Here is a 14,839-nt window from a genome sequence, read left to right as displayed (position 1 = left end):
TAAAAAAATTAACAAAATATTCATATCAAATATTGGTTCTTAAATATAATATGAAGTATCTTTGTCTTGCAAAAAATACGCATATTTATGCAAAAATAATGCAATATCAAAAGTGAAAACGAGAATCACTTTTTAATATTATTTGGAATCTCTAAGTGAGATAAAAATGATATTCCAAATTCTGCCCTAATTCAATAATTTAAATTTTGTTGTATTCCATTTATAAAGGTTTTATCTTTATATGGTATTGATTGCAATTGTTTTAGCAATGTTTTGGCTTGCGTTTTTGCGATGTAAAATAAAATTTTCAGGCTTAAAGCCGATACATAAATCCGAAGAATAAAAAAAACTATATCATGTTAAAAAGTAAAATAGACAAAGCAACCGGTTTTGAAAAGCGCTTCGAAAACATCAACACCGTTGTTTTTGAAAATTCAGGTGAAGCTTCAAAAGCTGTTGCACAGGAAATTGCAGCTTTAATCCAGTCAAAACAAAAAGAAAACAAACCTTGTATTTTAGGTCTGGCAACAGGTTCTTCTCCAAAAGGATTGTATGCAGAATTAGTGAGACTTCACAAAGAAGAAGGATTGAGTTTTAAAAACGTAATCAGTTTCAATCTGGATGAATATTATCCAATGGAACCCAACTCAATCAACAGTTATGTTCGTTTTATGAAAGAATTGTTGTTTGACCACGTTGATATTTTACCTGAAAACGCCCACGTTCCAGACGGACTTTTAACAAAAGAACAGATTGCAGATTACTGCCACGAATACGAAGCAAAAATCGAAGCTCTTGGCGGAATCGATCTTCAGATTCTGGGAATTGGAGGAAACGGACATATTGGTTTTAACGAATCAGGTTCGCTTCAAAATTCAAAAACAAGATTAGTCGCTTTGGATCATATCACAAGAGTTGCCGCAAGTAAAGATTTCTTCGGATTAAACAATACACCAAGAACAGCCATTACACTTGGAGTTAAAAAAATCATGGAAGCCAAAAGAGTTATTTTATTGGCTTGGGGTGAAGGAAAAGCAAATATTGTAAAAAGATCTGTTGAAGACGAAGTTACAAACCGAGTTCCGGCTTCTTTTTTACAGGAACATGATGATGCTGTTTTTATTTTAGATAAAGAAGCTTCTTCAAAACTAACGAGAATCAACAAACCTTGGCTGGTTGAAAAAATTGTCTGGACAGATAAATTAACTCGTAAAGCAGTTTTAGGATTGGCATTGGATCTTAAAAAACCAATCTTAATGCTTACCGATGCGGATTATATCGAAAACGGAATGAGCGATTTACTGGCAGATTCTGGTCCGGCTTATGATATTAACATTAAAATATTCAATAAACTTCAAAACACAATTACAGGCTGGCCAGGCGGAAAGCCGAATGCAGAAGATACCAATCGCCCTGAAAGAGCAGAACCGGCTAAAAAACGCGTGTTGATTTTCAGTCCGCATCCGGATGATGATATTATCAGTATGGGAGGAACATTCATGCGTCTGCAGGAGCAGGGACATGAGGTTCATGTGGCGTATCAAACATCTGGAAATATCGCTGTCGCGGATGATGAAGCGCTGCGTTTTGCAAGATTCGTAATTGATTACAACGAAAAATTCAACATTAAAAGCGAAGAAGCCGATAATATTTATAAAAAAGCACAAACGTTTTTAGAGAATAAAAAGAACAGCGAAATTGATATTCCCGAAGTTCGATATATCAAAGGTTTAATCAGAAAAGGGGAAGCGAGAGCAACAAGCCATTTTGTTGGATTAACCGATGATCAGATTCATTTTATGGAACTTCCTTTTTACGAAACTGGAACAATCGAAAAGAAACCAATTGGACCCGAAGATATTCAATTGACAATGGATTTGATTGAAAAAATCAAACCGCATCAAATCTATGCTGCAGGAGATTTAGCAGATCCGCACGGAACACACAAAGTTTGTCTGGACGCGATTTTTGAAGCTGTAAAAGCTTTAAAACCAAAACCATTTATGAACGACTGCTGGTTATGGTTGTACAGAGGCGCATGGCAGGAATGGGGAATTGACGAGGTTGAAATGGCTGTACCAATGAGTCCAGACCAAGTCTTAGCAAAACGTCACGGAATCTTCAAACATCAATCTCAAAAAGACGGCGTTGTTTTCCAGGGAACAGATGCCAGAGAATTTTGGCAGAGAGCGGAAGACAGAAATGCTGAAACAGCTGCTTTATACCAACAATTAGGTTTATCAACTTACGCAGCGATGGAGGCTTTTGTGAGATGGCACTATTAAGTTGCTAAGGTTCTGAGGACTGAGATGCTAAGCTTTTTTGCCACAGATTAAAAAGATTTTCACAGATTTTATTATTCTGTTTTTTGCCACGAATTACACAAATTAAATTCGTGATAATTCGTGTAATTCGTGGCAAAAAAAAATCATTTTAATCCTTTTAATCTGTGGCAAAAAGAAAAATAATAATAGCTTTGTAAGCAATTAGAAGCAAGAAGAAAGAACAAGTCTATATTTTCTTTCCTCTTGCTTCTTTTTTCTTAAAAAAAATGGAACAAGACAAAAAACTTCTCATAAAATTAGCCCATACTAAAATGCCTTTCGGGAAATACGAAGGACGTTTTTTAATCGATTTACCTGAATATTATGTGGTTTGGTATCATAATAAAGGTTTTCCGAAAGGAGAATTAGGACAGCAGTTACAGCTTATTTATGAGTTGAAATTAAATGGTTTGGAAGAATTAATTCGGAATATTAAAAAGCAATATCCAAAAGGACAGTAATTAAAAAAAGACTGTTTTTAATTGTTAGTAACTTTGTTTCAGTGTATTAACTTCTTTTTAGTGTTTTTATATTTTTACAGTAAATATTAAGACCTAGTAATGGAAAACAATTCCCAACAATCAAAACCAGGAGAAAGCCACGGCAGATATGCGATAATACTGGCTGTATTGGCACTTATTTTTGTTTTTGTACCACATTTAGCTTTTAAAATAGCTTATATAGTATTGGCTGTTCTCGCAATAATTTTTGGAGTGATTGGTTTATCACGAGCAAAAAGAGCAAATGTTTCAGCCAAACTTGCAAAAATAGGATTAGGGTTAGGAATAGGATTGATTTTTATTCCTTTAATAATATATTTTTCTGTCTTTTTTGCTGTTAAATCTGATTATGTGAAAGATAAAGTATCTGAAAGTCAGGTAGAAGCTATTAGAGCAGATATAAAACGCCATCGTGATTCAGTAATCAAATCTGAAAAAATAAGTAAGGATACTGTTCAGGTTAAAGACTTAAAATAATTGATTTTTGACATTTTTGAGTAATAGTATCAAAGCCATTTTAAAGATATTTCTTAAAAATAATGCTAATAAAAGCTTAAAATTATCGATTACAAAACCAAGTAATCAATCTGTTTAAAAATTTGCAAATTATCTCATTCTGGAATTGATAAATTATCTAATTAAATTTGTACTTTTGCCAAGTTTTTTACACAACTACTTACAAACAACAACAGAATGAATCAAACAAAATATATTTTTGTTACAGGCGGTGTGACTTCTTCATTAGGAAAAGGGATCATTGCAGCATCTTTAGCAAAATTGTTACAAGGAAGAGGATACCGTACAACTATTCAAAAATTTGATCCGTATATTAATGTGGATCCGGGAACATTGAACCCGTATGAGCACGGAGAATGTTATGTAACAGATGATGGTGCCGAAACAGATTTAGATTTAGGTCATTATGAGCGTTTTTTGAACGTTCCTACATCTCAGGCAAATAACGTTACAACAGGAAGAGTTTATCTTTCGGTTATTGAAAAAGAAAGAAGAGGGGAATTTTTAGGAAAAACAGTTCAGGTTGTTCCTCATATTACAAACGAAATTAAAGACAGAATGCAATTGCTGGGTAAATCTGGCGATTATGATATAGTAATTACGGAAATTGGAGGAACTGTAGGTGATATTGAATCATTACCTTATATTGAGTCTGTTCGTCAGTTAGTTTGGGAATTAGGAGAAAATAACGGAATCGTTATTCATTTAACATTAGTTCCTTATTTGGCTGCTGCGGGTGAGTTGAAAACAAAACCAACACAGCACTCAGTAAAAACTTTGATGGAAAGCGGAATCAAAGCTGATATTTTGGTTTGTAGAACTGAGCACGAATTGTCTCAGGAATTACGTCAAAAACTGGCTTTGTTTTGTAACGTTAAAAAAGAAGCAGTTATTCAGTCAATCGACGCTTCAACGATATACGAAGTTCCAAATTTAATGCTTGAAGAAGGATTAGATGTTGTGGCTTTGAAAAAATTAGATTTACCTAAAAAAGCATCTCCGGATTTAAAAACATGGAATACTTTTTTACGCAGATTAAAAAATCCGAAACAAACCGTAAATATTGGTTTGATTGGAAAATATGTAGAAATGCAGGATTGTTACAAATCTATTTTAGAGGCATTTATTCATGCAGGTGCTGCAAATGAAACTAAAGTAAATGTAATTTCTATTCACTCAGAACACATCAATATTGATAATGTTGCGGAGAAATTAAGTGTTCTTGACGGAGTTTTAGTTGCTCCTGGATTTGGAGAAAGAGGTATTGAAGGAAAAATTGAAGCAGTTCGTTATGCACGTGAAAATAACATTCCGTTTTTCGGAATTTGTTTAGGAATGCAAATGTCTGTTATCGAATATTCAAGAAATATTTTAGGTTACACTGAAGCCAATTCTACTGAGATGAACGAGAAAACGCCTCATCCGGTTGTGAGTTTAATGGAAGAGCAAAAAAATGTTACAGATAAAGGTGGAACAATGCGTTTGGGAGCTTGGAAATGTGATATTAAACCAAATACGCTGGCACACAGAATTTATGGTGAAAAAACCATTTCAGAGCGTCACCGCCACCGTTATGAGTACAATAATAAATACGCAGATGAATTGCAAAAAGCGGGTTTAAAAGCTTCTGGAGTTAATCCTGATACTGGATTGGTAGAGATTGTAGAACTTGAAAACCACCCGTTCTTTATTGGTGTACAATACCACCCTGAATACAAAAGTACGGTAGCAAATCCGCACCCAATTTTTGTGAATTTTGTAGCTGCTGCGGTAAATGCGCATAAAAAATAATAATTAATATTCTAAGAGGTTGTAACTTTTAAGCTATAATCATAACTAATAACTTCTGACGGATAACTTTTTAAATAAATAATGGAAGAAAAAAAATTTGACCTTAATTCAATCATTGGTTTTGTATTGATATTCGGAATCCTGATTTGGATTATGTACCAAAATCAGCCTTCTGATAAAGAAATTGCTGCTGAAAAAGCCAAGAAAGAATTAGTAGCTAAACAAGAAGCTCAGGCAAAAGCTGATAAAGCTAAAACTATTGCTGCACCAGTTGTTGCGGCTACACCAGGCGATACAGTTCAGTTGGCACAATTGCAAAAAACTTTAGGCGGATTTGCATATTCTGCTACGCTTCCTTCTGCAAAAGACTCTTTTACAACTATCGAAAACGAAAAGATTAAACTTAAAATCGCTAACAAAGGTGGTTATATAGTTGAAGCTACACTTAAAGAATTCGAAAAATTTAAAAAAGGTTCAGGACAATTAGTTGAATTAATTAAGAATAAAAATTCGAACTTAAATATTCAATTACAAACTACAGATAACAGAACTTTAAACTCTAAAGATTTGTTTTTTGAACCAACATTGACAAAAAATGGTGCAGACCAAATTTTAACAATGCGTTTAAAAGCTGGAGCTAATGAATTTTTAGAATATAAATATGTATTAAAACCAAACGATTATTTAATTGGTTTTGATGTTCGTTCTCAAGGATTGAACAGAGTTTTAAATTCTTCTAAACCATTAAACTTGGCTTGGGATTTAAAAACATACAGAAATGAAAAAAGTGTTTCTTACGAGAATCGTTATGCTGAAATTTACTATAACTATGGAGATGGAAAAGAAAGTTATGTAGGTCAGGGAGATCACAAAGAAGAAACACCTGAAAAAGTAGATTATATTGCATTTAAACAACACTTTTTTGCTACAATTCTTCAAACAAATACTCCTTTTGAGAAAGCTGATTTAGTTTCTGAGAATTTAGTTAAGGACGAAAAAGTTGATACTCTTTTTACAAAACAGTTTAAAGCAACAGTTCCATTGGCTTTCTCTAACGGAGAAATCGATTATAAGATGAACTTATACTTTGGTCCGGCTGATTATAAAGTATTGAAATCTTATGATAAAGAATTCCAAAAAATTATTCCGTTAGGATGGGGAATTTTTGGATGGATCAATAAATGGATTTTCGTACCATTATTTGGATTCTTAAGCTCCTATATTGCTTACGGAATTGCGATTATCATTTTTACTATTATTATCAAATTGGCTATGTCGCCAATTACATATAAGTCGTTTTTATCACAGGCTAAAATGAAAGTTTTACGTCCGGATATTAATGAGTTGGGTGAAAAATACAAAAAAGACCCAATGAAGAAACAACAGGAAACAATGAAACTGTACAACAAAGCAGGAGTAAACCCAATGGCAGGATGTATTCCGGCATTGATTCAGCTTCCGTTTATGTATGCATCGTTTCAATTCTTCCCATCAGCTTTTGAGTTAAGACAAAAAAGCTTCCTTTGGGCAGACGATTTATCATCTTTTGACTCGGTTGTAAAATTACCTTTCCATATCCCATTGTACGGAGATCATATCAGTTTGTTCCCAATTTTGGCAGCAATTGCAATTTTCTTCTACATGAAAATGACTTCTGGAGATCAGCAAATGGCTGCGCCTCAACAGGAAGGTATGCCGGATATGGCAAAAATGATGAAAATCATGATTTATGTTTCACCATTAATGATGTTAATTTTCTTTAATAGTTACGGTGCAGGTTTAAGTTTATACAACTTTATCTCGAATTTAATTACTATTGGAATTATGTTTGTAATTAAAAATTACATCGTAGACAGCGAGAAAATTCACGCTCAAATTCAGGAAAATAAATTAAAAGAGCCTAAAAAGCCAAGCAAGTTTCAACAGCGTCTTCAAGATGTAATGGAGCAGCAAGAAGCAGCAAAAAAGACTCAGAATAAAAAGAAATAAATTTTAAAAATCCCGATCTTATCGGGATTTTTTATTTTAATGAGTGTGTTTCCTTTTCAAATAACAAATGAAAATTTTAACTTTGAGAATGACAAAACATACTTTATGAAACTAATTTTCGTTTAAGTTAAAAATTGAATACAAGATGATTTCTAAAAAAATAATAATTGGGCTGCTATTGCTAAATGTTTTCTTTGTAAATGCCCAGACTGAGTTTAATAAATTAGATGCTAACGGAAAGAAAGATGGTGTTTGGAAAGGTGTTTACGAATCAAAACGTCCGAGATATGAAGGAACTTTCAACCACGGAAAAGAAACGGGAATTTTTAAGTTTTTTGATGATACGAAAAAAGGCGACGTAATTGCAACACGCGATTTTACAGCTAATGATGGAAGCTCATATACTATTTTTTATGATCAGAATAAAAATATAGTAAGTGAAGGAAAAGAAATTGGAAAGGATAGAGAAGGCGAGTGGAAATATTATCACAAAGCTTCTAAAATTTTGATGACTTCTGAAACTTATAAAAAAGGGAAACTACACGGTTTAAGAACGGTTTATTATCCGAATAACCAAGTTGCTGAGGAAATGACTTATGTTAACGGTTTAAAAGAAGGAAATTATAAAAAAATAGGACAAAACGGAACCATTCAGGAACAGTCTGTATTTAAAAATAATGAGTATGAAGGCGATGCTGTTTTTTATGATTCAGATGGAGTTGTAGCTTCTAAAGGAAAATTTGTAAAAGGAAAAAAAGCCGGAATGTGGCAGTTTTACACGAAAGGTAAATTGACCAAAGAAGTTAATATGAGCGATCCAAAAAGTGCTTACAAAGCCAATTCAAAACCTAAAAACGAATAATAAATACTTGCCCGCTTGCGGGCATTTTTTTTTGCCACGAATTACACGAATTTTCACGAATTAATTTTTTGCTTTCTTAGTTAAATTAAAATTCGTGGAAATTTGTGTAATTCGTGGCAAACTTTTTTCCCAAAATAAATTCATGAAATTTGTGGCAAACCTTTTTTATTCAAAATAAAATCGTGAATTCGTGGCTGATTTTTTGTTCAATTGTTTAAATTTGATTGAGCTAATATTTTGATTCAATGGATTTAAACGAACTTGCTGGAAGATTCTTTTTATTGTTTTTTTCGATTTTGGTTTTGTACTTTTTCTCCAATAGAAAAGATAACGAAACTATAAATCCGTTGATGGTTATTGTGGGTTTGTGTACTTTTTCGCTTTGCTATTTATTCACCAAAATTGAAATAGGAGTCGGGATTGGTTTTGGTTTGTTTGCTATTTTTTCCATTTTAAGATTTAGGACACAATCGTTTACTGTAAACGCAATCATCTTTCTTTTTGCTACGATCACACTCTCTATTTTAGATATTATGTATCCTTTTGAAAAAATAGAAATACTCTTGTTTTTTCAAATTATCATTATTGGTTTTTATGTTGTGGCGTCTATTATCGTAAATAGAAAAGCTTCAAAATATCTTAATACTGTTGATGTCAAAATTGCATTTGCAGGTGATTTTTCTTTAGAAAATGGGACTATCCGCAAAGCAGTTCAGGAGAAAATCAATATTCAAGATTTTGATTTTAAAATCATTTTGGTCAATACCGTTACAAACGAAATAGATCTTTTGGTTTTTTATTAGTCACGCAAACTCAGAAATAAGTCGGCTATAAAAAACAATGCAACAAGTTTTTTCTCGCAGATTTAGCAGATTTTTGATAAAGTTACTCAAAGAATAATCTGTTAAATCTGCAGAATCTGCGAGATTTTTGTCAACACATTTTATAAATCATTATAATCTCTTAATCTGTGGCAGAATAAAACCAATTTTCACTCCTGATAGCTCAATGTAATTAAGTTAATAGACTTTTGATTGAATTGTGTCTAGTTATTAAATGGCCGAACCTGTTTAATATATAAATCTCGATTTTCGCCAACGATTTTAAATTCGATATCTACAGGATGGAAAAGGTTTTTTCGCCAATAACGGTACATTTTCTCTTCAATTTTGGTGCTCACAAGAAAAAGTCGGCTCATTTCTTTTCGGCTCAATAAAGGTTCGTTATTGTTGAGATTTGAGTTTGAAGTATAATCGACATCAAAATCATCATCGTCAGTTCCGGAGTTTAAATGATAGGCTACAAACTGTTCACAGATTTCTCCTTTTTCTGGTTTTACAACTGAGTTTTCTCCTTTTTGAGCATTTACAGTAATTCCGGGAAAATCTCCTCTGAAAATGTTTTTCGTAATTACAACTCCATTTGCCAATTCATCAGGAAACGAACGATGAACTAAAACCCCCATTGCAATATTCTGCTGGTCGATTCCAAAAAGTTCTCTTTCATTATACGAAGCTTCATTCCATACACTTGCCCAAACCTGTTTAATCGCTTTTTCGAAAGTTTTAATGCTGTCTCCAAGAATTCCGGTTTTAGAATCATATAATCCGGCGCCGTTAAAATCGTCTAAATCTTCGGCATTTGTTGAGGAACGGAATCTGAAGTTTTTAAATTTAGCATCTTTAAAAGTCACATTCAATTTTGAAATTAATTCAGGGTCAACAGGTTCTTTTTTAATGGCATCACGAATCTTTTTCAATTGCTGATTCACCCAAACCGTAGAATCTTTCTTTGTAGAATTCAAAAGTTCTTGTATTAAAGGAGAAATCGATTCTTTCTGAATGTGTTTGGTATAGAAATAAAACGGAATGGCGTGCGCATTTTCCGGAACTTTAAATGGAATTTCTTTTGAAATTGCAATCAAATACGACATGTTTTGTGCTTTCGAACCAATGTAATTCACTCCTTTTTTTGAAATTTTAGACAAATCAATTAAATCTGTAACACTATTGTCAATGATTAGTTTTTTCTTTTTAGAATTCGTTTTGATGACAATTTTTTTATCAGTCTCTTTTATAAAAAAAGTATCAACCTGAATTTTTAATTCTACTTTTTTAGAAAGTAATCTTTTAATGTTTTCATCTTTTAAAGCCAATGTGTAGGCCATAATTGGAATCTTTCTGTTTTTTCCCAGCAGTACTAAATGACTTAGCGGCGTCTGCAATTCGTTCACAATAATTCCTCTTACATTAGGTAAAATATCCGGTGTTCCGTCTAAAACTATAATTTCATCAGGATTTGGTTTTACTTTATCCAGCTCTTTGATTTTGTATTGTTTTAAAATGCCAATGTTATTTCCTGAAACGACTTCCTGATATTTTATTTCATTAAAAATATAATCTGATTTTACAGACGGAATTTTAAATTTTTCTAAACGAAACCATTCCATTTGCTCAGGATTATTCAAATAGAATTTTAGATTTTCTCCAATAAAAGTTGACTTTTTAACCAAATAGAAAAAACGTTCGATTTGTTCAATTGGCATATGATCTGAAGCGGCGAGTTCAAAAAACCATTTGTCAGTTCCTTTGATATGATTGAGATTTCCCAGTAAAAAATCTCTGTTTTTTAAAGTATTACTGTAATTCTCATTATTGAAAATTTGAAGATCATAATTGTAATGCAGATAATTCGTTACAAAATCATAATGCAGCGGAATCAATGTACTGTTGAAATAATACATTTTTTGTTTTCGTAAATCATAAACCACTTTTACCGATTCGATATTGGAGAATTTATCAGATAAAGGTTTTCCTCTAAATGCTTTATACGCTTCATAATCAGCTAATGATGAAGAATATCTTTGTGCACTCAAAGACATGAAAATGAAAAAGAAAACTAAGCCGTAAATGTGTTTTTTCATGACAATTGTATTGAATATTAAAAGTAAGTATTTAAACCATAAGTTTTATCTACCATGGGATTATATAAACTAATTGAAACGAGTTAGATTATCTAAAATATGGCGTATCTTTGCACCCTTGTAAAATTAAAGATTTTAAAATGAAACGTGTAGTTGTTGGTCTTTCTGGTGGAGTAGATTCTAGTGTTGCCGCTTATTTATTGCAGCAGCAAGGATACGAAGTTATTGGGCTTTTTATGAAAAATTGGCATGATGACTCGGTTACTATTTCTAACGAATGTCCTTGGTTAGAAGATAGTAACGATGCTTTATTAGTGGCTGAAAAACTTGGAATACCGTTTCAAACTGTTGATTTAAGCGAGGAATACAAAGAAAAAATCGTTGATTATATGTTTAACGAATACGAAAAAGGACGAACTCCAAATCCTGACGTGCTTTGTAACCGTGAAATCAAATTTGATGTTTTTATGAAAATCGCACTAAGTCTTGGTGCCGATTATGTTGCGACTGGACATTACTGCCAAAAAAGCGAAATTGAGGTTGACGGAAAAACGGTTTATCAATTGATTGCCGGAAATGACGTGAACAAAGATCAATCTTATTTTTTATGTCAGTTATCTCAGGATCAATTGTCTAAAGCATTGTTCCCAATTGGTGCGCTGACAAAACCTGAAGTTCGCGAAATTGCGGCTGAAATGGAATTGGTAACTGCAGAAAAGAAAGATTCGCAAGGACTTTGTTTTATTGGAAAAGTTCGTTTACCGGAGTTTTTACAACAAAAATTGCAGCCAAAAGAAGGTACAATTGTTCAGATTGATAAAAATGATCCAATCTACAACTTTGAAAAACCGGATGAATTATCTTTAGAAGAAAATCTAAAAATTGAAGCTCAAAAACTGGATTATCTTCCAACAATGGGAAAAATTATGGGTAAACATCAGGGTGCGCATTATTTTACTGTTGGTCAAAGAAAAGGATTGAATGTGGGCGGAACTACAGATCCGTTATTTGTAATTGCTACTGATGTTGAAACTAATACTATTTATACTGGTTTAACAAGCAATCACCCTGGATTGTTTAAAAAAGCTTTGTTTGTTGGAGAATCTGAAGTACACTGGGTTCGCGAAGATATGAAGTTAAAAACAGGTGAAAAAATGGAAGTTATGGCGAGAATTCGTTACCGTCAGCCATTGCAAAAAGCGACACTTCATCAATTTGAAGACGGAATGTATGTTTCTTTTGAAGAACCACAATCTGCCATAACAGAAGGTCAGTTTGTTGCCTGGTATTTAGAGAATGAATTAGTTGGTTCGGGAGTAATTTCTTAGCTTTATACTTTTTTACGAAGGATTTCCTTTTAAAAGAGTATATATGAAACAGAACTTTACTTTTCTTTTACTATTGTTTTCGACTTTAATGTTTTCTCAGGAAGAAGATGCCTGGGTATATTTTAACGGAAAACCAAATTCACAGGATTTTTTCAATAATCCATCGCTGACTCTTTCGCAGAGATCATTAGATCGTCGTACAGCACAAAATATTGCCTTAAATATCTCAGACGCGCCTCTGGAAATTACATATATAAATCAGGTAAAAGCGAGTACAGGAATAACAGTTTTGGCACAGTCAAAATGGTTAAATGCACTTCATGTTAGAGGAACTCAAACTAATATTACGGCTTTAAAGCAGCTTTCGTATGTTGATAAAGTAGTTTTTGCCAATAAGACATTAAATGTAACTTCAAAAAAAGTTTCTCAAAATAATATTGCTGCAGTAAAAAATAAGCTGGAAACAACAATTGATTATGCATACGGAAATTCTGCAAATCAAATTCAAATGCTTAACGGTCAGGTTTTGCATCAGCAAAATTATACAGGTTCCGGAAAAATAATTGCTGTTCTGGATGCCGGATATCCTGGTGTAAACACAGCAGAACCTTTTAAACGATTACGAGATAATAATTTAATTTTAGGAGGTTATGATTATGTCAATAGAAGCACGAATTTTTATACCGGCGACGATCACGGAACTTTAGTTTTATCTACAATGGGAGGTTACAAAGAGAATTCTTTAGTAGGAACAGCTCCAGATGCCTCTTATTATTTATTTATAACAGAAAATGATGCTTCTGAAAATCCGGTTGAAGAATCGTATTGGGTTGAAGCTGCAGAACAAGCTGATGCTTACGGAGTTGATATTATTACCACTTCATTAGGGTATTTTGGTTTTGATAATGCCAATTACAGCCACACTTACAGCGATATGAATGGCACGACAAACTTTATAACAAAAGGCGCCGAAATGGCTTTTAGTAAAGGAATTATCGTTTTGGCATCTGCCGGAAATGAAGGAAACCAAGTTGAAAACCACGTTGGATCGCCTGGAGACGGTATTTCTGTTCTTACAATTGGTTCTGTAAATGCTGTAAAAGTTAAGGCTCCCTCCAGTTCTATTGGGCCAAGTTTTGACAATCGTATAAAACCAGATGTAATGGCGCAGGGTGTTGCGGCTGTTGTTGCAAACACTACAGGAGGCATTGGTACGGCAAATGGAACTTCTTTTTCATGTCCTATTATGGCAGGAATGGTTGCTTGTCTTTGGCAGGCATTTCCATCAAAAACAAATCAGGAAATTAGACAGATGATTATTGAATCTGCAGATCGATATACAACTCCGGATAATAATTATGGTTATGGAATTCCTAATTTTGGATCGACTTTAAGTGTAGATGTTTTTCAGTCTTCATCGAATTTTTCAGTTTATCCAAATCCGACAAAATCTAATATTTCTTTTTTGTTTGCAGATGAAACGGCTTCTGTGTCTATTTATTCCATTTTGGGACAAAAGCTGATTGAAAAACAAATAACAAATCAAAATCCGGCTCTTTCTGTAGAAAGCTTAACCAGCGGACTGTATTTTTATACTTTTAAATCTGGAGGTTTACAAAAAACAGGAAAAATAATAAAACAATAATAGTTTTAATGAACAGAATTACACAGCTTTTCAATATAAAATACCCAATTATTCAAGGAGGAATGATTTGGAACAGTGGTTATAAATTAGCATCGGCAGTAAGTAATGCCGGAGGTTTAGGTTTAATTGGAGCAGGTTCAATGTATCCTGAGGTTTTAAGAGAACATATTCAGAAATGCAAAAAAGCAACTGATAAACCGTTTGGAGTTAATATTCCGATGTTATATCCTAATATTGAAGAGATCATGAATATCGTGGTTGAAGAAGGCGTGAAAATCGTTTTTACATCGGCAGGAAACCCTAAAACCTGGACTTCATTTTTAAAAGAAAAAGGAATAACGGTTGTACATGTTGTTAGTAGCAGTGTTTTTGCATTAAAAGCACAAGAAGCTGGTGTTGATGCCATTGTTGCCGAAGGCTTTGAAGCTGGCGGACATAACGGACGTGACGAAACTACTACTTTAACGTTGATACCAATGGTTAAAGAAAAAATACAAATTCCTCTTATTGCCGCGGGCGGAATTGCAACCGGAAGAGGAATGCTTGCGACAATGATTTTAGGTGCTGATGGTGTACAGGTTGGAAGTCGTTTTGCGGCATCGATAGAATCATCTGCCCACAATAATTTTAAAGAAACGATAGTTAATATAAAAGAAGGAGATACTCAATTGACTTTGAAAGAATTAGCTCCGGTTCGATTGGTTAAGAATAAATTTTATAATGATGTTCAGGCTTTGTATGAAAAATGCCCTTCAAAAGAAGATTTGATAGAACTTTTAGGAAGAGCAAGAGCCAAAAAAGGAATGTTTGAAGGAGATCTGGAAGAAGGTGAACTTGAAATAGGACAAATTGCCGGACTTATTCATGAAATTTTGCCTGTAGAACAAATTGTTCAACAAATGATGGCCGATTTTAAAGCTGCTCGCGAAGAAAAAGCTACATTTGAGTTTTAATTACCTGC

General features: G+C 33.3%; 11 protein-coding genes. 10 read left to right on the top strand and 1 reads right to left on the bottom strand.

The window, feature by feature from the left end; translation table 11 throughout:
- Window positions 1-326 precede the first annotated feature (326 nt).
- The 7 genes from nagB (at window position 327) to ACODSB_RS14875 (ending at window position 8,785) form a co-directional block, all read left to right on the top strand.
- Window positions 327-2,285 carry a glucosamine-6-phosphate deaminase gene (gene nagB, locus ACODSB_RS14905; RefSeq protein WP_488937648.1) on the top strand — a complete coding sequence of 653 codons (1,959 nt, stop codon included), beginning with the start codon at window positions 327-329 and terminating at the stop codon, window positions 2,283-2,285.
- 266 nt (window positions 2,286-2,551) lie between these two features.
- Window positions 2,552-2,785 (top strand): DUF3820 family protein, encoded by a 234-nt coding sequence (locus ACODSB_RS14900; RefSeq protein WP_053473755.1) that lies wholly within the window; start codon window positions 2,552-2,554, stop codon window positions 2,783-2,785.
- Window positions 2,786-2,884: 99 nt separating this feature from the next.
- Window positions 2,885-3,301, top strand: coding sequence for a hypothetical protein (locus ACODSB_RS14895; RefSeq protein ID WP_488937628.1), 417 nt, complete (start codon window positions 2,885-2,887; stop codon window positions 3,299-3,301).
- A gap of 216 nt (window positions 3,302-3,517) precedes the next feature.
- Complete coding sequence (gene pyrG / locus ACODSB_RS14890) at window positions 3,518-5,131, top strand: CTP synthase (protein ID WP_488937627.1); 1,614 nt, start codon at window positions 3,518-3,520, stop codon at window positions 5,129-5,131.
- A gap of 81 nt (window positions 5,132-5,212) precedes the next feature.
- Window positions 5,213-7,120, top strand: coding sequence for a membrane protein insertase YidC (gene yidC, locus ACODSB_RS14885; protein ID WP_488937626.1), 1,908 nt, complete (start codon window positions 5,213-5,215; stop codon window positions 7,118-7,120).
- A 145-nt stretch (window positions 7,121-7,265) separates the two neighbouring features.
- Window positions 7,266-7,982 carry a toxin-antitoxin system YwqK family antitoxin gene (locus ACODSB_RS14880; RefSeq protein ID WP_488937625.1) on the top strand — a complete coding sequence of 239 codons (717 nt, stop codon included), beginning with the start codon at window positions 7,266-7,268 and terminating at the stop codon, window positions 7,980-7,982.
- Window positions 7,983-8,227: 245 nt separating this feature from the next.
- Window positions 8,228-8,785, top strand: a complete 558-nt coding sequence (locus tag ACODSB_RS14875) for a DUF4956 domain-containing protein (RefSeq protein WP_488937624.1) — start codon at window positions 8,228-8,230, stop codon at window positions 8,783-8,785.
- 242 nt (window positions 8,786-9,027) lie between these two features.
- On the opposite strand, the gene ACODSB_RS14870 is transcribed toward ACODSB_RS14875, so the two are convergent.
- Window positions 9,028-10,905 (bottom strand): PEP/pyruvate-binding domain-containing protein, encoded by a 1,878-nt coding sequence (locus ACODSB_RS14870; protein WP_488937623.1) that lies wholly within the window; start codon window positions 10,903-10,905, stop codon window positions 9,028-9,030.
- Window positions 10,906-11,045: 140 nt separating this feature from the next.
- Between ACODSB_RS14870 and mnmA the strand changes: the two genes are divergently transcribed.
- The 3 genes from mnmA to ACODSB_RS14855 are packed head-to-tail and all read left to right on the top strand — an operon-like array spanning window position 11,046 to window position 14,831.
- Window positions 11,046-12,233: a tRNA 2-thiouridine(34) synthase MnmA gene (gene mnmA, locus ACODSB_RS14865; RefSeq protein WP_488937622.1), complete on the top strand. Its 1,188-nt coding sequence runs from the start codon at window positions 11,046-11,048 to the stop codon at window positions 12,231-12,233.
- A 43-nt stretch (window positions 12,234-12,276) separates the two neighbouring features.
- Entirely contained in the window at window positions 12,277-13,878 is a 1,602-nt protein-coding gene (locus ACODSB_RS14860; RefSeq protein WP_488937621.1) for a S8 family serine peptidase, read from the top strand.
- An 8-nt stretch (window positions 13,879-13,886) separates the two neighbouring features.
- Window positions 13,887-14,831, top strand: coding sequence for an NAD(P)H-dependent flavin oxidoreductase (locus ACODSB_RS14855; RefSeq protein ID WP_488937620.1), 945 nt, complete (start codon window positions 13,887-13,889; stop codon window positions 14,829-14,831).
- Window positions 14,832-14,839 lie beyond the last annotated feature (8 nt).

It is taken from the genome of Flavobacterium sp. FG68, assembly GCF_057808895.1.
Note: the sequence above shows the minus strand (reverse complement) of the source record. Positions and strands in the feature narration are given on the sequence as shown.